The organism is Methylobacterium pseudosasicola, from assembly GCF_900114535.1.
In the GTDB taxonomy this organism is placed as follows: Bacteria; Pseudomonadota; Alphaproteobacteria; order Rhizobiales; family Beijerinckiaceae; genus Methylobacterium; species Methylobacterium pseudosasicola.
In genome coordinates this window covers 105,671-126,631 of the sequence record NZ_FOTK01000004.1, presented here as the reverse complement: position 1 = coordinate 126,631, position 20,961 = coordinate 105,671, and the positions used below count along the sequence as shown (strand labels likewise).

At 68.1% G+C, this 20,961-nt stretch carries 20 protein-coding genes and 1 other RNA gene; 8 read left to right on the top strand and 13 right to left on the bottom strand.

All coding sequences use genetic code 11. The annotated features are described in order from the left end of the window. Positions 1-6: 6 nt before the first annotated feature. From BM228_RS05825 to BM228_RS05800, 6 genes are all read right to left on the bottom strand, one after another. On the bottom strand, positions 7-1,509 hold the full coding sequence (locus BM228_RS05825; protein ID WP_092038060.1) for a sugar ABC transporter ATP-binding protein: 1,503 nt from the start codon (positions 1,507-1,509) through the stop codon (positions 7-9). A gap of 391 nt (positions 1,510-1,900) precedes the next feature. Next, entirely contained in the window at positions 1,901-2,989 is a 1,089-nt protein-coding gene (locus BM228_RS05820) for a M48 family metallopeptidase (protein WP_092038059.1), read from the bottom strand. Between the two features lie 10 nt (positions 2,990-2,999). Beyond that, positions 3,000-4,220: a YjgN family protein gene (locus BM228_RS05815; RefSeq protein WP_092038057.1), complete on the bottom strand. Its 1,221-nt coding sequence runs from the start codon at positions 4,218-4,220 to the stop codon at positions 3,000-3,002. 180 nt (positions 4,221-4,400) lie between these two features. Then, positions 4,401-4,835, bottom strand: a complete 435-nt coding sequence (locus tag BM228_RS05810; protein WP_092038056.1) for a tellurite resistance TerB family protein — start codon at positions 4,833-4,835, stop codon at positions 4,401-4,403. A 220-nt stretch (positions 4,836-5,055) separates the two neighbouring features. Next, positions 5,056-5,277: a YbdD/YjiX family protein gene (locus BM228_RS05805; protein WP_092038326.1), complete on the bottom strand. Its 222-nt coding sequence runs from the start codon at positions 5,275-5,277 to the stop codon at positions 5,056-5,058. A gap of 9 nt (positions 5,278-5,286) precedes the next feature. Further along, positions 5,287-7,359 (bottom strand): carbon starvation CstA family protein, encoded by a 2,073-nt coding sequence (locus tag BM228_RS05800; protein WP_208611991.1) that lies wholly within the window; start codon positions 7,357-7,359, stop codon positions 5,287-5,289. Positions 7,360-7,574: 215 nt separating this feature from the next. Here BM228_RS05800 and BM228_RS05795 point away from each other — a divergent pair, with 215 nt between their 5' ends. From BM228_RS05795 to BM228_RS05785, 3 genes are read left to right on the top strand one after another with little or no spacing between them, the layout of a single operon-like run. After that, positions 7,575-7,772 carry a DUF3311 domain-containing protein gene (locus BM228_RS05795; RefSeq protein WP_092038054.1) on the top strand — a complete coding sequence of 66 codons (198 nt, stop codon included), beginning with the start codon at positions 7,575-7,577 and terminating at the stop codon, positions 7,770-7,772. After that, positions 7,762-9,252 carry a monocarboxylate uptake permease MctP gene (gene mctP / locus BM228_RS05790; RefSeq protein WP_092038053.1) on the top strand — a complete coding sequence of 497 codons (1,491 nt, stop codon included), beginning with the start codon at positions 7,762-7,764 and terminating at the stop codon, positions 9,250-9,252. Before BM228_RS05795 ends, mctP begins: the two co-directional genes overlap by 11 nt. Before the next feature lie 60 nt (positions 9,253-9,312). Next, positions 9,313-10,179 carry an NAD(P)-dependent oxidoreductase gene (locus tag BM228_RS05785; protein ID WP_092038052.1) on the top strand — a complete coding sequence of 289 codons (867 nt, stop codon included), beginning with the start codon at positions 9,313-9,315 and terminating at the stop codon, positions 10,177-10,179. A 312-nt stretch (positions 10,180-10,491) separates the two neighbouring features. On the opposite strand, the gene miaA is transcribed toward BM228_RS05785, so the two are convergent. After that, the gene (gene miaA / locus BM228_RS05780; RefSeq protein WP_092038051.1) at positions 10,492-11,406 is read right to left on the bottom strand and encodes a tRNA (adenosine(37)-N6)-dimethylallyltransferase MiaA; all 915 of its coding nucleotides are present in this window, start codon (positions 11,404-11,406) and stop codon (positions 10,492-10,494) included. Positions 11,407-11,420: 14 nt separating this feature from the next. On the opposite strand from miaA, the gene serB reads away from it, so the two are divergent. Beyond that, positions 11,421-12,314: a phosphoserine phosphatase SerB gene (gene serB / locus BM228_RS05775; RefSeq protein WP_092038049.1), complete on the top strand. Its 894-nt coding sequence runs from the start codon at positions 11,421-11,423 to the stop codon at positions 12,312-12,314. A gap of 4 nt (positions 12,315-12,318) precedes the next feature. On the opposite strand, the gene BM228_RS05770 is transcribed toward serB, so the two are convergent. From BM228_RS05770 to hflK, 4 genes are all read right to left on the bottom strand, one after another. Further along, positions 12,319-12,672: a CCDC90 family protein gene (locus BM228_RS05770; RefSeq protein WP_092038048.1), complete on the bottom strand. Its 354-nt coding sequence runs from the start codon at positions 12,670-12,672 to the stop codon at positions 12,319-12,321. Positions 12,673-12,823: 151 nt separating this feature from the next. Next, positions 12,824-14,371 carry a DegQ family serine endoprotease gene (locus BM228_RS05765; RefSeq protein WP_092038046.1) on the bottom strand — a complete coding sequence of 516 codons (1,548 nt, stop codon included), beginning with the start codon at positions 14,369-14,371 and terminating at the stop codon, positions 12,824-12,826. Positions 14,372-14,478: 107 nt separating this feature from the next. Beyond that, the gene (gene hflC / locus BM228_RS05760) at positions 14,479-15,432 is read right to left on the bottom strand and encodes a protease modulator HflC (RefSeq protein WP_092038045.1); all 954 of its coding nucleotides are present in this window, start codon (positions 15,430-15,432) and stop codon (positions 14,479-14,481) included. Then, entirely contained in the window at positions 15,429-16,622 is a 1,194-nt protein-coding gene (gene hflK / locus BM228_RS05755; protein ID WP_092038043.1) for an FtsH protease activity modulator HflK, read from the bottom strand. The genes hflC and hflK overlap by 4 nt, the downstream gene beginning before the upstream one ends. Before the next feature lie 264 nt (positions 16,623-16,886). Here hflK and BM228_RS05750 point away from each other — a divergent pair, with 264 nt between their 5' ends. Further along, positions 16,887-17,762 (top strand): dihydrofolate reductase, encoded by an 876-nt coding sequence (locus BM228_RS05750; protein ID WP_139234047.1) that lies wholly within the window; start codon positions 16,887-16,889, stop codon positions 17,760-17,762. An 82-nt stretch (positions 17,763-17,844) separates the two neighbouring features. Here the strand turns inward: BM228_RS05750 and BM228_RS05745 are convergent, their stop codons facing one another. Both BM228_RS05745 and BM228_RS05740 read right to left on the bottom strand, forming a co-directional pair. Beyond that, positions 17,845-18,639: a thymidylate synthase gene (locus BM228_RS05745; RefSeq protein ID WP_092038040.1), complete on the bottom strand. Its 795-nt coding sequence runs from the start codon at positions 18,637-18,639 to the stop codon at positions 17,845-17,847. Positions 18,640-18,733: 94 nt separating this feature from the next. Next, a complete protein-coding gene (locus tag BM228_RS05740; protein ID WP_167367667.1) occupies positions 18,734-19,591 on the bottom strand; it encodes a CPBP family intramembrane glutamic endopeptidase in 858 nt (285 codons plus the stop codon). On the opposite strand from BM228_RS05740, the gene ssrA reads away from it, so the two are divergent. From ssrA to BM228_RS05725, 3 genes are all read left to right on the top strand, one after another. Next, positions 19,583-19,965: a transfer-messenger RNA gene (gene ssrA, locus BM228_RS05735) on the top strand. The two genes, BM228_RS05740 and ssrA, sit on opposite strands and share 9 nt — an antisense overlap. 66 nt (positions 19,966-20,031) lie before the next feature. Further along, the gene (locus tag BM228_RS05730) at positions 20,032-20,658 is read left to right on the top strand and encodes an SspB family protein (protein ID WP_007567598.1); all 627 of its coding nucleotides are present in this window, start codon (positions 20,032-20,034) and stop codon (positions 20,656-20,658) included. Positions 20,659-20,698: 40 nt separating this feature from the next. After that, positions 20,699-20,959, top strand: coding sequence for a hypothetical protein (locus BM228_RS05725; protein ID WP_092038038.1), 261 nt, complete (start codon positions 20,699-20,701; stop codon positions 20,957-20,959). Positions 20,960-20,961: the final 2 nt, after the last annotated feature.

Here is a 20,961-nt window from a genome sequence, read left to right as displayed (position 1 = left end):
GGGACTCTACGAGACGGCAGGGTGAGGTGAAGCCAGCAGTGCGCTGATCCGGGCGAGGTCGGCGGCGTCCCCGACCACGGCGTGATCGGCCATGACCACGACCCGGTCGCCGACTTCGAGCGCCTCTTCGAGGTCGTTGACGAAGACGATCGTGGCGCGATCCCGCGATTGGGCCCGGATCGCCCGGATGATGTCGTCCCGGGCGCCGATATCGACGCCCTGGAACGGCTCGTCGAGCAGCAGCAGCCGCGCCGGCTCGGCGTGCCAGCGGGCGAGGACGACCTTCTGCTGGTTGCCGCCCGACAGGGAGGCGGGCAGGTCCTCGGGGCCGCGCGCCTTGATACCGAATTCGGCGATGAGCCGGCGCGTCGCGCGCGTCTCGGCCGTCCGCGCGACGAGGCCCGCCCGGCCCCAGCGGTCGAGGAAGGGAAAGCCGATCGTGCCGGCGATCTGCGCGAAGGGCACGGTGCCGGGGAAGAAGGTGGTGCGCCAGCGGTCCTCGCCGGCCATGAACACGCCGTTGCGGATCGCCTCCCCGGCCGAGCGCGGGCGCCAGGGTCGGCCGTCAAGGTCCATGTGCCCGGCCGCGAGCGGCCACAGCCCGAAGATCGCTCCGGCCAGCGTCGACTTTCCGGCGCCCACCGGCCCGGTCACCGCCACGACCTCGCCCGCATGCACGACGAGATCGAAGGCCGCAGCGGTCGGGGCGAGCCGCGCCTGCGACAGCCGCAGGATTGGCGCGCCGTCCGGTACCGGATCGCGCCGGGCCACCTGCCCCACCGCGTGGCCCACCATCGCCCGGATCGCGGCGTCGAGATCCAGCGGCCGGCGGAATTCGCCGGAGACCCGGCCATCGCGCAGCACCACGATCCGGTCAGCGATGCGGCGCAGATCGCCGGTCTTGTGCGAGATGTAGAGCAGCGCGACGCCCCGGTCCCTGAGCCGGTCGAGGACCGCGAACAGGCGCTCGGATTCCGGGGCCGAGAGGCTGGCGGTCGGCTCGTCGAGGATCAGCACGGCCGGGTCGTGCGCGACGGCGCGCGCGATGGCAACGAGCTGGCGCTCGGCGATGGAGAGCGCATCGAGTCTCCGGGACAAGTCGAGTTCGAGGCCGATACCGGCCGCGATCGCCCCAGCGGCGCGCAAGCTCCGCCGGCCGCCGGCCAGGAGCGGGCCGCGCCCCGTGCAGGAGCGGTCGAGCAGCAGGTTGTCGGCAACCGAGAGCGTCGGGACGCCGACATCGGCGATCGTTTGATGCACGGCGATGATCCCGTGCTCCCGCGCCTGCCGCGGCGAGGCGAACGCGACCGTCGTCCCGCCTATGGTCATCGACCCCGCATCGGCACCGTGGACGCCGCACAGGATCTTCACCAGGGTCGACTTGCCGGCCCCGTTGGCCCCCATCAGGGCGAGCACCTCGCCGGCATGAAGCTCGAACGACGCATCGGTGAGCGCCCGGGTCGATCCGAAGCGCTTCGTCAGCCCCTCCACCGCGAGCACCACCGGCAAATTTGTCGCTCCCTTGGCCCGAGCGTCGGATCTTCCGAGCAATTGCCGACAGGTTTCCTATAACACGATCGGCGATCAGCACATGTCAAGTTTTTTCAGCGCATGCTTGAAGCAAAAATCAGATCTCCGCTGCTAATGCGCTATGATCCGAATAAATAGATCAGCCGCTCAATTTCATTTCCTGGTCACAAGCATCGCAATCATCACAATTCCATCCGCTTTCGGCAGAAGGCGTTACCGACTTGTTTGGGCGCAATCGATGACTTCGACGAGAGGCGCTGGCGGCTCCGTCCGCTTCCGAAGGGGCTGCTTTCGAGGGTGTACCGCACCGTTTGCGCCCGCGAGGATGACGAGGGAGTTGCTGAACCGATCCACACTTCGGCGGCGCGCTCTACCGCGATGCGGGGGCCGCGCAGATCGCCTTGAGCGCCTCCCAGGACGGCGCATCGAGGATCGGCCGACGCCCCTCGAGCGGTTGCGGAGCGGCGGCCGCGAGCGCCCGGATCGCCGCGGCGCGATCCCGCGTGAAGGGATGGCTGCGCATGAAGGCGAGGTCCTCGCCGGTATCGGCGGCGATCCGATCCAGAAGGATCGCGAGGGCGGACGCATCGCCCCCGGCGCGGGTCATGGCAGCGACCGAATAGGCGTCGGCGGCTCGTTCGGCCTCGCGGCTGTAGCCGGCGGAGAGCGCGGTTTCTCCGAGCGCGACGATCACGGCCGAGCCGGCTAGGTCGCCGACGAGGTAGCCAAGCAGGTAGGCGATGCCGGAGCTGCGGATCAGCGCCCGGGTCGGGTCCCGGGCCGCCACGTGGCCGAATTCGTGGGCGAGCACGCCGGCAAACTCGTCCGGGGACTGCGCCTGTGCGATCAGGTCCGACAGGACGATCACCCGGGCACCGGGCAGGGTCAGGGCGTTGGCCGTCGTCGAGCGGCGCACGCTCACGTGCAGGCCCGGCGGCAGGCCCGCACCGAGCTCGGTCACCAGCCGGTCCAGGGCGGCCTGCCCCTCCGGCGCGGAACAGGCCGCTGGGTTGCCGAGCAGATACCCGATCTGCTTCTCGGTCGCGGCACCGATGCGCTCCTCCACCGCCACGGGCACCAGCGGCGCCAGGGCGTCGGCCAGGACCGGCACGCCAAAGGCCGCGAGCCCGAGGAGCGCGATCCCGGCCGCCATCGACCAGAGCGTCACCTTCAGGGTGATGCCCTCCGTGGCCGCGCCTGCATGCAAGTCCGGACAGAGCGCTTCGAGGGCCGCGGCCAGGGCCTCGTCGGAGAACTCGACCCGCTCCGGCGTATCCGCCGGCCCGACCCGCATCAGGGGCGGGCGCGCGTCCTCGGCCCGCAGGTCGAGGCCGTTCCAGTCCCGGCGGAGATCCGGGCCCGACACTTCCAAGCGTCCGGCTTCGAGGCGCAGGGAGACCGGGACGGGCCGTGTGGTGCGACCGTCGAAGTAGCGGCCCGCGCCGGTGAGTGCCGTCACGTCCGGTCCCTCAGAACCCGATATCGAGGACGCCGCCCACGTCGAGGGCGTCGGCCATGCCCTCGCCCAGGCTACTGCTCATGCCGCCGGCCGAGGCGACGATCGCTGCCAGGGCGGCCACATCCGAGATCCGCGTGGTCTCGGCGACCGCGCGCCAGAGGCCGGCCTTCAACACGCGGACATAGAGGACGACCGAGGACACGAGGTACCAGGCATACAGGGCCACGACGATGACCGCACCGATCGCAAACCGGACGCTGTGCGCGACCGCGTCGCCGGACACCATCATGATCACCACGACGATGGCCGCTGCCACGGTGATCAGGATGCCGAGCTTCAGACACTGGACGAGATAGGCCAGATACGGCCGGTAGAGGTCCCACGCTTTCATCTGCGAGACGAGACGGACCTCGCCGAGACGGATGGCGCTCAGGAAGGCTCGGGTCTCGCGGGCGCGGTAGAATGGATACAACGCCGGAACGGGAAGGGTCACCAGGATAGTCAGGATGGGCAGCACAACCTCACCGAGGCGGCTGCCTCTGGCATGAATACCCAGCATGGCCAGGATCGTCAGTGCAACGACCGTTCCGACAACCACGGCCCATATCAGCAGCCAGCTTGGCAGCACAGCCAAACCGCGTGCCCGGGATTCCATCCGGCTCGTACCGACTAGGGTATGGCGAATGCGGTAGCGTTCGAGGGCCGCGCGCATGAACGGGAAGGCAAGACCGAAGGTCGCCAGGACGACGATCCACCAGCCCGCGGCCAAAACGGCGTAGACCAGACCCGAACCATCCTGGCCGAGGCGGATGCCGCGCCACAGGGTCCGCGAGGCCCGGTAGCGCCGCCCGCGATAGAGTGCGAACTGCCCGAGGAGGAACAGCGCGACGAAGCCAAGGCCGTAGGCGATGACCGGGGAGTCGGGCAGGAGCAGCGAAAGGGCGGACAGGCCGGCGAAGATCGGCGCCAGGACCACGATCGCCACGAGGAATCCGACAAACAGATCCTCGCCGCGGCCGGTATAGGCGGCGGGCGAGCCGTCGACGAGGGTGCGGCTCCAGAAGAACCGCCGCAGGTTCGTCGCGTACCAGAACCGGTAGATGCCGGAGGTGGCCAGCGACAGCAAAAACCCCTTCACGACGATCCCGGCCAGCCCGGCGAGCGACTGGTCGAAGGCGATCTCTCCACCACGCTCGGGCCTCTCAGCCGAAACCGTGTTCCGAACGTCCATCCCGCGCCCCCCGGCGGGCCGCCGATTCGCGGCCGGCCGGAAGCGTTGCGCATTGCGCGAGGGCGTTCAAGCAACGCCCGGCCCGCGCCAAGCTGTCGCGCCGGACCCGCAGGTCGATCCGGCGACGGCCGACCGTTGCGGACCGTCAAACCCCGCCGGATGACACGCCTTGGAGGCGGCTCAACGCAGCAGCGCGGACTTGTCGACGTGCAGCGCGGCGCCGATCTCGTCGAGCGCCTTGTGCTCGACATCGCTGATGCCATCGAAATCGGCCACGTCGGCGCCGATCAAAAAAACGTCCTGGCGCTGGTCGATCGGCCGCTCGGCGATGGCGCCCATGAGACGCAGGTTCTCCAGGCGGCCGGCCCGGGTCTTGGCCCGGGCGATGGCCTCGTAGAGCTCCTGCTCGACCCGCAGCGTGTCGTAGGACTTTTCCAGGATCGGGTTGGCGCGGATGCCGCTGATCGCCGATTCGATCTCCTCCTCGGCGACGTCGCCATCGGCCACGATGACGTTGGCCGCGGCCGAGACCGCCGCCTGAAGGAAGACGGCATCGCCCGCATACGACATGATCGTGCGGCCGAACCGAAGGATGGCGTCCTGGAAAATGCTCATGCCGACCTCCCGTGCGGTCGGAGATGGCGGATATTGTGGCGGCCGAGTCAAGATCCGGTCGAGCTTGCGCCGGGGACTGACATTTTCCGCTCACTTTATGGTTTCGCAGGCGAACGGGGCGCAGACGGCTCGTCGAGTTTCCGGTTTGAGGCGAGCACCGGCCTTTACCGTCATTGCGAGACCACAGGCCCCGCACCGTTTGACGCCGGCGTCTCCCCCGTCAGCAGCAGCGAAACCCCGACGTATTCCCCACGCCGAAGCGGGCGTTCTCGCGATTGCGAAAAAACTCGAGCTCGGTCATCGGCGCCTGGTCGGGATGGGTCTGGCGGATATGCGCGGCGTAGGCCGCGTAATCCCCCTGCCCCACCATCAGCCGGGCGCCGTCGCAGACGCATTTGGACAGCGTCTGGAGGCGGCTGCGCAGGCTCTGCGGCTGCAGCATGGCCATCCCTTACTCCGCCGGAGCCAGACGCGGATCGGTCTCGAGGGCGGTCCAGCGATCGGCCCGCCACGCCTTCAGGCAGGCGGCGATGCCGAAGCCCGCGATGGCGACCACGAGGCCGATGAACAGGGCCGCCAGCACGGCGTCGATCCGGTCGTTGAGGATGATCTGCGCCATCTGGTCGGCGTTCTTGGCCGGCGCCAGAATCTTGCCCTCGGCGGCGGCCGTCGCGTAGCGGTCGGCATGGGCCAGGAACCCGATCTTGGGGTCGGCGGAGAACAGCTTCTGCCAGCCGGCCGTGAGGGTGCACAGGCACAGCCACGCGGTCGGGATGATGGTCACGAACGCGTAGCGCTCGCGCTTCATCTTGAAGATCACCACCGTGCACAGCGTCAGTGCCACCGCGGCCAGCATCTGGTTCGAGATGCCGAAGAGCGGCCACAAGGTGTTGATGCCGCCCAGCGGGTCGGTCACGCCCTGGTAGAGGAAGTAGCCCCAGGCGCCCACCGCGATGGCCGTGGCCACGATGCTCGGCCCCCAGGAGGTGGTGTTCTTGAACGAGGGCACCGCCAGAGCCACGAGATCCTGCACCATGAACCGGCAGGCCCTGGTGCCGGCATCCACGGCCGTGAGGATGAACAACGCCTCGAACAGGATCGCGAAGTGGTACCAGAAGGCCATCATCGCCTTACCGCCGATGGCCGAGGAGATGATGTGGGCCATGCCCACCGCCAGGGTCGGGGCGCCGCCGGCGCGGGAGATGATCGTGCGCTCGCCGACATCCGCGGCGGTCTGGGTGATCACCTCCGGGGTGGTACTGAACCCGAGCTTGGTCACGGCCGCGGCGGCGGTCTCGGGGGTGGTGCCGAGCAGCGCCGCGGGCGAGTTCATGGTGAAGTAGACGCCCGGGTCGATCACGCAGGCCGAGACCAGCGCCATGATCGCCACGAAGGATTCCATCAGCATGCCGCCGTAGCCGATGAAGCGGGCATCGGTCTCGTTGGCGATCAGCTTCGGGGTGGTGCCCGACGAAATCAGGGCGTGGAAGCCCGAGACCGCGCCGCAGGCGATGGTGATGAACAGGAACGGGAACAGACTGCCGGCCCAGACCGGCCCGGTGCCGTCCACGAACTTCGTCACCGCGGGCATCTGCATGTGCGGCGCGACGACCGCGATGCCGAGCGCCAGCCCGACGATGGTGCCGATCTTGAGGAAGGTCGAGAGGTAGTCGCGAGGCGCCAGTAGCAGCCAGACCGGCAGGATCGAGGCCACGAAGCCGTAGCCGATCAGCATCCAGCAGAGCTGCGGGCCGGTGAAGGTGAAGGCCGGGCCCCAGACCGGGCTGGCGGCCACCGAGCCGCCGCCGATGATCGCCAGCATCAAGAGGACGAAGCCGAGGACCGAGACCTCGCCGATCCGGCCCGGGCGGATGTAGCGCGCATACACGCCCATCAGCATCGCGATCGGGATCGTCGACATCACCGTGAAGGTGCCCCACGGGCTCTCGGCGAGCGCCTTGACCACGATCAGCGCCAGCACGGCCAGCAGGATCACCATGATCAGGAAGGTGCCGAACAGCGCGATGATGCCCGGCACGGTGCCGAGCTCGGCCCGGATCAGCTCGCCGAGCGACCGGCCGTCCCGGCGCATCGACACGAACAGGACCATGAAGTCCTGCACCGCCCCGGCCAGCACCACGCCGGCCAGGATCCACAGCATGCCGGGCAGGTAGCCCATCTGGGCGGCCAGCACCGGGCCGACCAGCGGGCCGGCGCCCGCGATCGCCGCGAAATGGTGGCCGAACAGAACGCTGCGATTGGTTGGGACGTAGTCGAGCCCGTCATTGTGCCGGACCGCCGGGGTCTGGCGCTTCGGATCGAGGCGCATCACCTTGTCGGCGATGAATTTCGAGTAATAGCGGTAGGCGATCACGTAGACGCAGATCGCCGCGACCACGACCCAGAGGGCGTTGATGGTCTCGTCGCGCTGGCTGGCCACGATCGCCAAAGCCGCGGCGCCGAGCGCTCCCACGAGGGCCCAGGGCCCGTGGTCGCGGACTTGCCTGCCGATCGCCGTACTCATCCGTCTCGCTCCCTACCGAACACCTCGCGCTCGGGACCCGCTGGGGCCTCCGGCTGGGACTTATGAGGTCCCGGGCGACAGCCTTGAGTTATCCTATCGCCGTGCCGTTGACGCAAGCGATCCGAACTGTGATGCAGCGGCCCGGACTGTGCCGCGACTGATTCTGTAACAGAAGAGCGTCGGCCAGGACCGTTCTCGCCGTTCCGGATCGGACCATGGAAACCCGACGCCGCTCGCCGCTGATGTGGCTCCTGCTGCTGCCGTTCCTGGGGCTCCTGTGGGTGCCGTTCTACAATCAGCATGATCCGGTGTTGTTCGGCTTCCCGTTCTTCTACTGGTACCAGCTGGCCTGGGTTCCGCTGACCTCGCTGATTCTCTACTTCGTCTACCGTGGCGTGCGCGATGACCGCTGATCTCGATATCCCGGCGCTGTCGGTCTTCGTCTTCTTCTTCCTGCTGGTGACCGTGATGGGCTTCGTCGCCGCCCGCTGGCGACGGCCCGAGACCCTGGCCCATCTCGACGAATGGGGCCTCGGCGGGCGCAAGTTCGGCACTTGGATCACGTGGTTCCTGATCGGCGGCGACTTCTACACCGCCTACACGGTCATCGCGGTGCCGGCCCTGGTCTACGCGGTGGGGGCCTACGGCTTCTTCGCCCTGCCCTACACGATCATCGTCTACCCGTTCGTGTTCGCGGTGATGCCGGTGCTGTGGCAGGCCGCCAAGGACAAGGGCTACGTCACGGCCGGCGACGTGGTGTACGGCACCTACGGCTCGCGGGCGCTGGAACTCGCGGTCGCCCTGACCGGGGTGATCGCCACCATGCCCTACATCGCGCTCCAGCTGATCGGCATGGAGGTGGCGATCAAGGCGTTGGGGCTGCACGGCGAGGTTCCGCTGATCGCCGCCTTCCTGGTGCTCGCCTTCTACACCTACTCGTCCGGCCTGCGGGCGCCGGCGCTGATCGCCTTCGTCAAGGACATCATGATCTACATCGTGGTGCTTGTGGCGGTGGCGATCGTGCCGTCGAAGCTCGGCGGCTACGGCGCGGTGTTCGACGCGGCCGACGCCGCGTTCAAGGCCAAGGGCTCCGGCGGCACGCTGCTGAGCCCGGCGCAGGTGCTGCCCTACGCGTCGCTGGCGCTCGGCTCGGCGCTCGCCGCCTTCATGTACCCGCACACGCTCACCGGCATCTTCGCCTCCTCGGGAGGCAACACAATCCGCAAGAACGCCGTGCTGCTGCCGGCCTACACGCTGCTGCTCGGGCTGCTGGCGATGCTGGGCTACATGGGCCACGCCGCCGGCCTGAAGGTGACGAGCAACAACGACGTGGTGCCGGCCCTGTTCAAGACCCTGTTCCCGGGGTGGTTTGCGGGCTTCGCCTTCGCGGCCATCGCCATCGGCGCCCTGGTGCCGGCCGCGGTGATGTCGATCGGCGCCGCCAACCTGTTCTCGCGCAACGTCTGGAAGGCCTACGTCAACCCGAACGTGACCTCGGCCGGGGAGGCGCAGGTCGCCAAGATCACCTCGATGCTGGTCAAGATCGGTGCGCTGGTGGCGATCCTGGTCCTGCCGACGCAGTTCGCTCTCGACCTGCAATTGCTCGGCGGCCTGTGGATCCTGCAGACCATGCCGGCCCTGATCTTCGGCCTCTACGTCTCGTGGTTCCGGGCGCCGGCGCTGCTGGCGGGCTGGGCGGTCGGCTTCGCCACGGGTAGCCTGATCGCCTGGTCGGACGGGCTCAAGCCGCTGCACGCGCTCACGTTCGGCGATACCAAGGTTTCGCTCTATACCGGGCTCCTAGCGCTCGCCGTGAACATCGTGGTGGCGCTCGTCGTCAATGCGGGGCTGACGCTGGCACGTCCGACCCCCGCCGCCGCGATCGGCCGTTGAGCCGGACGGGATCGATCTGAACGCCGGCACGATCCGGCGCTCGTGAGGGAGCAAACAACCATGGCGAAGGTCGCATTCCTGGGTCTCGGCGTGATGGGCGGCCCGATGGCCGGACATCTGGCCAAGAAGGGCCACGACGTCACCGTCTACAACCGCACCACCCCCAAGGCCGAGGCCTGGGTGAAGGCCCATGGCGGCGCCTTCGCGGCGACGCCCCGGCAGGCGGTTGAGGGCGCCGAGATCGTGTTCGCCTGCGTGGGCAACGACGATGATCTGCGCAGCGTCGTGTTGGGCGATGACGGGGCGCTCGCCGGCATGGCGGCCGGCTCGGTGTTCGTCGACCACACCACCGCCTCGGCCGAGGTCGCCCGGGAGCTCGCGGCCGCCGCCGAGGCCAAGGGGCTCGGCTTCATCGACGCGCCGGTCTCCGGCGGCCAAGCCGGCGCCGAGAACGGCGTACTCACCGTGATGTGCGGCGGCGAGCCGGCGACCTACGCCAAGGTCGAGGCGGCGATCGGCTCCTTCGCCCGCGCCTGCCGGCTGATGGGCCCGGTGGGCTCCGGCCAGCTGACCAAGATGGTCAATCAGATCTGCATCGCCGGCCTGGTCCAGGGCCTGTCCGAGGGCGTCCACTTCGCCAAGCGCGCCGGCCTCGACGTGGAGGCGGTGCTCGACGTGATCTCCAAGGGGGCCGCCGGCTCCTGGCAGATGGAGAATCGCGGCAAGACCATGAACCAGGGCAAGTTCGATTTCGGCTTCGCGGTCGACTGGATGCGCAAGGATCTCGGCATCCTGCTCGACGAGGCCCGCCGCAACGGCGCCAAGCTCCCGGTCTCGGCCCTGGTCGACCAGTTCTACGCCGAGGTCCAGGCCATGGGCGGCAACCGCTGGGACACGTCGAGTCTGGTGGCGCGCCTGGAGCGCTGAGGCCCGCGCGGAAGGCGCAGTCTTCTTCAAGCAGTAGCGTGATCGCTGCCACCTCGCGCCGTCATCCCGGGGCCGCGTAGCGGAGCCCGGGATCCAGAGCCGCCGAGGCGCCAATCTCTTGCACCGCCGGTGGTTCTGGATTCCGGGCTCGCCTGCGGCGCCCCGGAATGACGGCGCGGGCTTAACGGATCCCGTATCGATTCCTCGGGGGATGAATTTTCCAACCTGTGTAGTCTTCAGGGGTGCGGGGACGGGGGACCCGGGCGTCGTCCTGAGAGCCGTGCGACCGCAGCTCTTCTTGAGAGGTCTGTCTCACAACCCAGCCGCCTCGTCTGGATCGACCCAGCGCCAATCCGTCCCCATCTGGTGGCGGAACCAGGTGAACTGGCGCTTGGCGTAGGCCCTCGTATCGGCCTGGCCGCGGGCGATCGCCTCTTCCAGCGAAAGCCTCCCGTCGAGATGGGCGATCAGGCCCGGCACGCCGTGGGCGCGCATCACTGGCAGCATCGGATCGAGATTCCGCGCGCGCAGGCGAAAAACCTCGTCCAGGGCGCCGTCGGCGATCATCGCGCGGAAGCGGGCGTCGATGCGGGCGCGCAGCACCGCCCGGTCGGGCGCCAGGAAGAATTTCTGGAGGTTTTTGCCGGCCAGCGGTCCCGGTACGGGATCGCCGTAAAAACTCGCGATCGGCCGGCCGGTGGCCAGAAAAATCTCCAGGGCGCGCATCACCCGCATGCGGTCGCTCGGGCGCAGGCGGGCGGCGCCGTCGGGGTCGTGCCGGGCGAGGTCGGCGTGCAGCGCCTCAGTCGGGCGGCCCTCGGCCGCGTCCCGCACCTGCGCACGCACCGCGTCCGGGACCGGCGGCAGCTCCGAAAACCCCTGCTCCAGGGCCCGGACATACAGGCCGGTGCCGCCGACGAAGATCGGTAGCTGGCCGTCGAGCTCTGCCAGCAGGGCGGTCGCGTCCCGGGAGAAATGGCCCACGGAATAGTTCACCGCCCCGTCGACATGGCCGTAGAGCCGGTGGGGCACCCGCGCCTCCTCGTCCGAGTCGGGCCGGGCGGTGAGGCGGCGCAGGTCGCGGTAGACCTGCATGGAATCGGTGTTGATCACCACGCCGCCGTGGCGCAGCGCCAGCCGGGCGGCCAGCGCCGACTTGCCCGAGGCTGTGGGCCCTGCGATGAGGATCGCCGCCGGGCGCGCCCCGGTCTCCTCCCGGTCTGGCAAGGCGAAACTCCACGATGCTGGTCGCGGTCCTGATAGCAAACCCGGCTCGGCCGTCCATCACCGACGCGGTGCTGGCCGAGGCGCGCACGGTGCTGCGGACGGAGCACCCGCCGCGGATCCTGCACGGAGAGGTCGCCGCCGAGATCCTGGTGCCGGGGGATGAGGCCGCAGCAGAGGGCTTCACGGAGCGGTTGCGCACCGCGCTCTCCGGAGAGCCGATCGACCTCGCCGTGCTGCCGGCCGACGCGCACCGCCGCAAGCGCCTGTTCCTGGCCGACATGGATTCGACCATGATCGAGCAGGAATGCATCGACGAACTCGCCGGGACGCTGGGCCTCAAGGACCATGTCGCGGCGATCACCGAGCGGGCGATGCGCGGCGAGATCGCGTTCGAGCCGGCCTTGCGCGAGCGTGTGGCGCTTCTCAAGGACATTCCCGTCACGGCGGTGGACGGGCTGATCGCCGATCAGCTCAGCCTCACCCCGGGCGGCCCGACGCTGGTGCGGACGATGCGGGCGCACGGCGCCCGGACCTGCCTCGTCTCGGGGGGCTTCACCCTGTTCACCGGCCCGATTGCCGGGATGATCGGCTTCGAGGAGCACCGGGCCAACGTGCTCGGCGTTGCGGACGGGCGGCTCACCGGCACGGTGGAGGACCCGATCGTCGGCAAGGCCGAGAAGCGCGCGACGCTGATCGAGCTGCGCGACGCCCTCGGGCTCGGCCCCGCCGAGACCCTGGCGGTCGGCGACGGCGCCAACGACCTCGACATGCTGGCTGAAGCCGGCCTCGGCGTCGCCTTCCGGGCCAAGCCCGCGGTCGCGGCCGCCGCCCGGGTCCGGATCGAGCACGGCGACCTCACCGCGCTGCTGTACCTACAGGGCTACGCGGCGGCCGAGTTCGTGGGATGAGGGTTTAGTGAAAGGTGCGGGTGAGGGTGATCACCGCGCCGAGGACGGCCAAAGTCTGAAAGCCGATCGCGCCAACGAGCCAGCGCACCGTTTCGACTTTTGCGGACGCGATACCTGCCTGTGTCGCAAGCCGCAGCGCTTCGATATCGGCGCGGGTCTGGATCTTCAGGGCTTCGATGTCCCCGCGGACGACCTGGATATCCGCCTGCACGTCGCGGATGTCGCCCTTGGTGGCGAGGTTTCCGTCGAGGACGTCGACCAGCGCGTCGGCGAATCCTTCCGCCTGCTCGGGCGACAGTTTAGCCTTCTCGCGCAGGGCGCGGGCGAATTTCAGCGTGTCGAAGGCGACGGCGGTCATGGCGGTCTAGAGACTCCGAGCCGCATCGACTCGCGGAAGCAGTGTGCTGCGTGGATCCGCTACGTCAATGCAACTGCTCACATCTCCGAAAACGCGAAGGCCGCCGCATCCTTTCGGAGCGACGGCCCTCGGCCTCTCGATGTAGGCCGGGTCAATCCAGGCCGATCGCCACGAAGCGCACGTCGCCGGTGGCGCTCGCCACCAGCAGCAGCACGGACTTGCGCCCGTCCTTCTTGAGGGCCTCGACCCGCTTGGTCACGTCGGCGGGGCTGTTCACCGCCTCCTGGCCGACCTCGACGATCACCTCGCCGGGCTGGATCCGCTTGTCGGCGGCGGTGGAGTTCGGATCGACCCGGGTGACGACCACGCCCTTCACGGTGTCCTTGATGGAGTACTTCTTGCGCAGTTCGTCGGTGATGCCGGAGAGGTTGAGGCCGAGCGCCTGACGGGTCGCGCTCTCGGGCTCGGGCTGGCGCAGGTTGGCGAGCTGCGGCTTGTCGGTGTCCTCGAGCCGGCCGAGCGTGACGGGCTTCGTCAGCTCCTCGCCCTTGCGGACCACAACCACGTCGACCTTCTGGCCGACGGGGGTCGAGGCGACGATCCGGGGCAGGTCGCCCGAGGCCTTCACGGGGGCGCCGTTGAACTTCACGATGACATCGCCGACATCGATCCCGGCGGTCTTGGCCGGCCCCTTCTCGTCGACGCCGGCCACCAGGGCGCCGCGGGCGCCGCCCTTGAGATTGAGCGCCTCCGCGGTGGCGTCGTCGACGTTCTGGATGCGGACGCCGAGCCAGCCGCGGCGGACCTCGCCGAAGTCGCGCAGCTGATCGATCACGGGCTTGGCCGTGTCCGAGGGCACCGCGAAGCCGATGCCCACGGAGCCGCCGGTGGGCGACAGGATCGCTGTGTTGATGCCGATCACCTCACCGTCCATGTTGAACAGCGGGCCGCCGGAATTGCCCTTGTTGATGGCAGCATCCGTCTGGATGTAGTTGTCGTAAGGTCCGGACTCGATGTTCCGGCCACGTGCCGAGACGATGCCGGCCGAGACCGAGCCGCCGAGGCCAAACGGGTTGCCGATGGCAATCACCCAGTCGCCCGGGCGCATTTTTTCGGAGTTCCCGAACGGCACCGCCTTCAGCGGGCGCTCGGCGGTGGGCTTCACCCGCAGCACCGCCAGGTCGATCTTCGAATCCTTGCCGATGATCTCGGCCTTCAGCTTGGTGCCGTCGTGCAGGATCACTTGGATGTCGTTGGCGTCGCCGATGACGTGGTTGTTGGTCACCACGATCCCTGAGGCGTCGATGATGAAGCCGGAGCCCAGGGAGTTCGACTTGCGCTGCTGGCGCGGCGTGTCGTTGTCGCCGCGCTCCCCGCCCTTACCGCCACCGCCGCCGCGGCGGTTGAAGAACTCCTCGAACAGGTCCTCGAACGGCGTGCCCGGGGGCAGCTGCGGCCCGGCGCGGCTGCTGCGCGCCTCGACCGTGGTGGAGGCGGAGATGTTCACCACCGCGTCGGTGACCTGATCGGCGAGGTCAGCCAGCGAGGCTGGCCCCTTGGCGAAGGCCGGGACCGGCAGGGCGGCGGTCGCGAAGGAGGCGCCGACCAGGATCGCCGCCATGAACGAGCGGGCGCGGGAACGGGGCTGCGCCTGCGCGCGGCCGAAGGACGCCCGGGGGGCGCTCGCGACGGGGTGCATGGTCGACCTCTTCAAGAACGCGGTTGCAGCGTCGCGGGCCGCCGACCGGGATCGGCCGCCCGCGGATTGTCGTGCATCGTAGTCCGCTGGCGCCGGGGCGCCAGGGTTTAGCGCGTCGCGCCCGTGGAGGCGGTCGGATCCGTCGGCGCGCGGGGCGGGCGCGCCGCCGAGGCTGTCGCGCGGCCCTGCGGGTCGCTGAAGTAGCGGAAGAAGTCCGAGCTGGGGCTGATCACCAGCCGCGTGTCGGAGCCCTTCAGCCCGGTCTCGTAGGCCTGCATCGAGCGGTAGAAGCTGAAGAAGTCCGGGTCCTTGCCGAACGCCTCGGCGAGGATCCGGTTCTTGTCGGCGTCGCCCTGGCCGCGCAGCTGCTCGGACTTCTGGGTCGCCTCGGCGAGGATCACCGTGACCTCGCGGTCGGCCTTGGCGCGGATAGTCGCGGCGCTCTGGTCGCCGTTGGCGCGGATGTCGGCGGCCTCGCGCTCGCGCTCAGTCTTCATCCGCTTGTAGACGGCGGCCGAGTTCTGCGCCGGCAGATCGACGCGGGTCATGCGTAGATCGACGATCTCGATGCCCAGCGCCTTGGCCTGCCGATTCACGTCCTCCTGGATCTGGTGCATCAGCTGGCCGCGCTCGGTCTTGACGATAGCGTCACGGGTCGAGCGGGCGAGCACGTTGCGCAGGCCGGAATTCGTGAAGCTGGCGAGCCGCTGGTTGGCGAGCCCGATATTGCCCACCGCCTGGTAGAATCTCAGCGGATCGAGGATGCGGTAGCGCGCGAACGCGTCCACCTCCAGGTTCTGCCGGTCGGCGGTGAGCACCGTCTGCACCGGCAGGTCGAGGTCGAGCACGCGCTTGTCGAAGATCACGACGTTCTCGACGAACGGCACCTTGAAGTAGAGGCCGGGTTTCTCCTCGCCGGTGGCGTTGAGAACGGCGCGAACGCGGCCGAATTGCAGGACGAGGGCCTGCTGCATCTGGCCGACGGTGAAGATCGAGGCGTAGAGCCCGATCGCGACGATCGCGGCGACCGCGATCAGGCCGGTGCGGAGAGCCTGTTTCATCGGGCGGCTCCCGTCTGGGCCGGGGACTGGGCGCGGGCGCCGAACTCGGTGAGCGGCAGCACCGGCAGAACTCCGGCGGCGGCGCCCGAACCCGGCTGCGCGCCGTTCTGGTCGATGATCACCTTGTTCACGGAGCCCAGGACCTTCTCCATCGTCTCCAGGAAGAGCCGCTCGCGGCTGATGGCCGGGGCGGCCTTGTAGGAGGCGTAGACCTCGCTGAAGCGCGCGGCCTGGCCGGTGGCGTCGGCGGTCGCCTTCGTCCGGTAGGCCTCGGCCTGCTGGAAGATCTGCGACGCCCGGCCCCTCGCCTGCGGCACTTCGCGGCTGGCGTAGGTCTTGGCCTCGTTCTGCGCCGTGTCGGCGTCCTGCTGGGCGGCGTTCACGTCGATGAAGGCCGGCCGGACTTCCGGCGGCGGATTCACCGACACGAGCTGCACCACCTCGATGCGCACGCCGGCGCCGTACTCGTCCAGAGCCTTCTGGACCATCTCCTTCACCTCCTGGGCGATGCTCGACTGCTCGTTGGTGAGGATCGCCTGGATGTTGCGACGGCCGATCACCTCGCGCATCGCGCTCTCGGAGATCGCCTTGATGGTGCCCTCCGGGTTCTGGAGGTTGAACACGAAGTCCGAGGCCTTGAGCGGGTTGATCCGCCACTGCACCTCGAAGTCGAGATCAACGATGTTCTCATCACCGGTGAGGATCAGGCTCTCGTCCGGCACGTCGCGGTTGCGCCCCTGGGCGCCGGGACCGGAGCGGAAGCCGATCTGGATGGAGTTCTGCGAGCCGACATCCGGCTTGACCACGCCGCCGATCGGATAGGGGAAGTTGTAGCGCAGGCCCTCGCCCTTGGTGCCAACGTAGCGGCCGAAGATCGTCTCGATGCCGACTTGGCGCGGGTAGACGGTGTAGAAGCCGGTGGCGAGCCAGACCGCGACCGCGAGGGCGCCGATCACCGCGGCGCTGCGGCCGCCGCCGATGCCGGTCGGGCTGCCTCCGCCATAGCCGCCGCCGCTGTTGCCGCCGCCCGGAATCAGGCCGCGCAGGCGGTCCTGCCCGCGCCGGAGCAGGTCCTCAAGGTTGGGCGGGGTCTTGCCGCCGCCGCCGCCACCCCATGGGCCGCCGCCGTTGCCGCCGGGTCGGCCCCACGGGCCGCCGCCGCCACCGCCGCTCTGATTGCTCCACAGCATCCTAGCCGTCGTCTCCTGCCTGCCCGCGCCCGGTCCGCACGCTGAGCGTGCTCCCCGGGCTGCGTCTCCCTGCCTGAACGGCCACGCTCGCCCGCCTCATCCCGCCCCCCGGACCGCTCGCGCGGCGGATGGGCTCGATCGGCGGCTAAGCGCCTGCGCGGGCATCTCTTCTCGCGAGGCTTGGGGCCTCATGAGAACGCATGCCCGACAGGCACCTGCGGGTGTGCGCCCCATGCTGTCAAGGCTGGCAGGTGGGCACTGCCGTTGCTGTTGGCAACTGCGACATCGCGCTGGATAGAGTTCATATATGGCGCAAGAAGCGGCTCGATTCGCCACATGTCGCGAAATGGGAATGAGCCGGACGAGATCGCGACGGCGCCCTTAACCGTTCAAGGAGATGATCTGTCGCTATGCGCACACGGCGATTTGCTCTTCGGAGTGAAAATTAACGAAATGAAACCCATCGAACGCACGATGCCATCGATTTCGTACATTGTCGCCCGTAGCAATCCGGGCGATGTGATCGGCTGCGAGAATGAATTACCTTGGAAGCTTCGCACGGACTTGAAGTTCTTTCGGTCCGTTACTGAGGGAAATTGCGTTATAATGGGTCGAAAGACGCTGGAGTCTTTGGGCCGACCGTTACCTAATAGGATCAATATTGTTCTTTCTCGACAAGGCGGAGATAATCGCGATAATCTTATGTGGGCTCATAGCCCTGAGGATGCGCTTTTTCTTGCAGATTTTTATTCAATACTAAATGCTCGTCCGCAAACTATAGTCATCGGCGGCGCCCAAATCTACGAATTATTCAAGGAACTGTTTACAAAAATTTATCTGACAGAAGTACAACACAAGTTTGAGTGCGGCGATGCCCACTTCCGCGAACGCTTTGATCTGAGAGAATGGGATTTGATAAAAAGAAATGACTTTAAGGCTTCGGATGTTGATCAATACGATTTTACTATCTCGGTTCTAGAGAGAAAAATTAAATATACAAGACACAGGAAAATAGAAGATTTTTTGGTCAAAGAAAATATAGACATAATCAAGAAAGATCTGCACAATTTTTGTGACAAGTTCCAAAGCACGCCCGACCAAGCTGAGACACAGATTTCCTTGCCACTATTAGTTGCCTAAAGTTAATGGGCCTCCGAATGTCGGGGGCCCGTTGAGCTTCAAGAGAGATCCAAAGCGCCTTCAACCTGATTGCTATTAGGCGTCATACCGCCACCGGGGCCGAGATGGCCGGGTGCGGGTCGTACCCCGCGATGGTGATGTCCTCGTACCGGAAGGCGAAAAGGTCGCGGACCTCCGGGTTGAGCGCGAGCCGCGGCAGCGGGCGCGGGGCCCGGTCGAGCAGGGCCCGGGTCTGATCCAGGTGATTGCGGTAGAGATGCGCGTCGCCGAAGGTGTGCACGAAATCGCCGACCCCGAGCCCGGTCACCTGGGCGATCATGTGGGTCAGGAGCGCGTAACTCGCGATGTTGAATGGCACGCCGAGGAACGCGTCGGCCGAGCGCTGGTAGAGCTGGCAGGAAAGCCGCCCCTCGCTCACGTAGAACTGGAACAGGCAGTGGCAGGGCGCGAGCGCCATCCGGTCGAGATCCGCCGGGTTCCAGGCCGAGACGATCAGGCGACGGGAATCGGGATTGCGCCGGATCTCATCGAGCAGCCAGGCGATCTGGTCGACACTGCCGCCGTCGGGCTTGGCCCAGGAGCGCCATTGCCGGCCGTAGACCGGGCCGAGGTCTCCGTGCTCGTCCGCCCACTCGTCCCAGATCGTCACACCGTTGGCCCGCAAGGCTGCGACGTTGGTGTCGCCGGCCAGGAACCAGAGCAGCTCGTGAATGATCGAGCGCAGGTGCAGCCGCTTGGTGGTGACCAGCGGGAAGCCCGCGGACAGGTCGAAGCGCATCTGGTGGCCGAACACCGAGATCGTCCCGGTTCCGGTACGGTCGTCCTTGGCCACACCCTCGTCGAGGATGCGCCGCAGCAGGGCGTGATAGGCGTCCATCGCATAGTCCTGCCCGTCGAAGCGGCGTCCGGCAAGGGCGCGGGTCGGGCTCGTCCACCGCCATCGTGGGTTGCGAAGCCGGGCGCCCCGGCGCTCAGGTCGGCCAGAGCACGTAGGTCACGAGCGCGAGGTTCGACCAGCCGTGCAGCGCGATGCCGGGCCAGAGCCGGCCGGTGCGCCAGCGCAGCCAGCCGAGCACCAGCGCCAGGGGCAGCAGCGAGACCGGCCGGGCGAGCCCCCAGGACGAGACATGGGCGGCGGCGAAGATCAGGGCGGTGACGAGGATCGCCCCGACCGGCCCGACCGCGTCCCGGGCGCGGGCGAAGGCCTCGCCGCGCAGCAGCAGCTCCTCGGCCACGGGGGCCAACACCGCCAGATAGACCAGCCAGGCCGCCACCGCGGCCTGGCTCATGAACGGCGACAGCGTCACCCGCCGGCCGAAGCTCGCGCCGAACAACTCGGCCGTGCCGGTGACCCAGGCGATGTGCAGCACCGGCCAGACCAGGAGGAGCGCCAGCAGGGCGACCGGCCGCATCCCGTTCGGACGCTCGCGATCCAGCGCCAGACGCCGGCGCCAGCCGGCCCGGTCGCGCCACAACGCCCCACCCAGCACCAGGGCGGCGAGGTAGACCTGGCGCAGGGCGTCGACCGCGAAGGCGCGGTGGGCGAGGTCCACGGCGCCGAGGAAGGGGCGTCGCTCCGGCGGCAGGAACGGGTCGATCCCGGCCCAGAGGTCGAAGCCGACGCGCACGCTCGCCAGCGAGAGCAGGCTCGCGGCGCCGAGATAGCCGAGCACGAGGATGACCAGCACCCCGAGGCGCCAGATCGCCCCCCAGATCCGGTCGCGCCGGCGCGGCGCGTCGGACGCAAATCCGCGCGACTGCGCATTTCCGGCAACAGCCGCGTCAAGAGGTTCGCCCTGAGACAGTGGCGCGACACGATCGGGCTTCAAAACCGGACCGATCCCCTCTATATCTTGGGAGCCGGTCGCGAGGCCGGCTATGGCGATAAACGGTCTTCGGAATAAACCTATCGGACCCGGGGGCGGTACCCGGCGCCTCCACCTGAGCCCAGGACCGATGGCCGCAAGGCTGACGGAACTGGACTGGTCTCAGGCGGGGGCGAAGTTAGGATCGACGAAGGCGTAAAGGTAGATCTTTCGCTCGGCATGGTTCCGCCGTTATCGGGCCGTTGCAAGAGTTGCCAACGACAACTTTGCTCCGGTGGCGGTGGCCGCGTAAGCGGTCTCCAAGATCGGTCTCAAGTCCTACCGGTTTGCATCGTGTAGGCGGGGCATGAAGGCGCCCGGCACCAGAAGCCTTCACTCATTTCCTCGGTCCGGCCATCCGCGGCGGGGCGCCGGGCGCAGACCGGGCTAGAGCGCGACCGCAGATGGCAGACGACCTGATTCGCTACGATCTCCTGGTGCAGGACGCCCTTCGCGGGGTGGTCCGCAAGGTGCTGACCGACGCCGCGCGGGACGGGCTGATGGGCGACCATCACTTCTACGTCTCGTTCCGGACAGAGGCGCCCGGGGTGCGAATGTCGCAGGCTCTGCGCGAGAAGTACCCGCAGGACATGACCATCGTCCTGCAGCACCAGTTCTGGGACCTCAGCGTCAACGAGCACACCTTCGAGGTCGGCCTGTCCTTCTCGGGCGTGCCGGAGCGCCTGCTGGTGCCGTTCGACGCCCTGTCTGGCTTCTTCGACCCCTCCGTGCAGTTCGGCCTGAAGTTCGATCTCACCGAGGCCGGCGAGGTGCCCGAGGAGGCCAACGCCGCCCCGGCCAAGACCGGCCCGCGCGGCGCAGGCTCGGAGCCGAGCGAGGTCCGGCCCAAGGGCTCCGGCCTCGCCACGATCGGCTCGGCCGCCCCGAAGGTGCTGCCGGCGCCGGCCGCGCAGGGTGACAAGCCCGGCGCCAAGCCGGACGAGAAGGCCCCCCGCCCCGCCGCCAAGAAGGACGGCGAGGAAGGCAGCGCCGAAGTCGTGAGCCTGGACGCGTTCCGGAAGAAGAGCTGAATTCCTCCGAAGCCGAATCGACGGCCCGAGGATTTTAGCGGTGGACGAGGGGATCGCGCAGCCGGGCCTATCGGCGAGCGAGCGGAAGCACCGCGCGAAGCGCTTCAACGAGGGACTGAAGCTGACCGCGACCCTGTTTAATTCGTCGGCTATCGCCACGATCGGCATCGCGGTCATCAATCCCCTCGCGCAACGGCATCTGGATCTGCTCGCAGATGGCGGTTGGACTTTGCTGATCGCCGCAATCGTCCTACATCTGATAGGTCAGATCATGATCAGATTCCTGCGTCCGGAGGATTGATC

Excerpts from the sequence above, each read along its gene's own strand:
- BM228_RS05815 (WP_092038057.1), bottom strand. The coding sequence starts at position 4,220 with ATGGACGTTCGGAACACGGTTTCGGCTGAGAGGCCCGAGCGTGGTGGA.
- BM228_RS05810 (WP_092038056.1), bottom strand. The coding sequence starts at position 4,835 with ATGAGCATTTTCCAGGACGCCATCCTTCGGTTCGGCCGCACGATCATG.
- BM228_RS05805 (WP_092038326.1), bottom strand. The coding sequence starts at position 5,277 with ATGCTGCAGCCGCAGAGCCTGCGCAGCCGCCTCCAGACGCTGTCCAAA.
- BM228_RS05800 (WP_208611991.1), bottom strand. The coding sequence starts at position 7,359 with ATGAGTACGGCGATCGGCAGGCAAGTCCGCGACCACGGGCCCTGGGCC.
- BM228_RS05795 (WP_092038054.1), top strand. The coding sequence starts at position 7,575 with ATGGAAACCCGACGCCGCTCGCCGCTGATGTGGCTCCTGCTGCTGCCG.
- mctP (WP_092038053.1), top strand. The coding sequence starts at position 7,762 with ATGACCGCTGATCTCGATATCCCGGCGCTGTCGGTCTTCGTCTTCTTC.
- BM228_RS05785 (WP_092038052.1), top strand. The coding sequence starts at position 9,313 with ATGGCGAAGGTCGCATTCCTGGGTCTCGGCGTGATGGGCGGCCCGATG.
- serB (WP_092038049.1), top strand. The coding sequence starts at position 11,421 with ATGCTGGTCGCGGTCCTGATAGCAAACCCGGCTCGGCCGTCCATCACC.
- BM228_RS05770 (WP_092038048.1), bottom strand. The coding sequence starts at position 12,672 with ATGACCGCCGTCGCCTTCGACACGCTGAAATTCGCCCGCGCCCTGCGC.
- BM228_RS05765 (WP_092038046.1), bottom strand. The coding sequence starts at position 14,371 with ATGCACCCCGTCGCGAGCGCCCCCCGGGCGTCCTTCGGCCGCGCGCAG.
- hflC (WP_092038045.1), bottom strand. The coding sequence starts at position 15,432 with ATGAAACAGGCTCTCCGCACCGGCCTGATCGCGGTCGCCGCGATCGTC.
- hflK (WP_092038043.1), bottom strand. The coding sequence starts at position 16,622 with ATGCTGTGGAGCAATCAGAGCGGCGGTGGCGGCGGCGGCCCGTGGGGC.
- BM228_RS05745 (WP_092038040.1), bottom strand. The coding sequence starts at position 18,639 with ATGGACGCCTATCACGCCCTGCTGCGGCGCATCCTCGACGAGGGTGTG.
- BM228_RS05730 (WP_007567598.1), top strand. The coding sequence starts at position 20,032 with ATGGCAGACGACCTGATTCGCTACGATCTCCTGGTGCAGGACGCCCTT.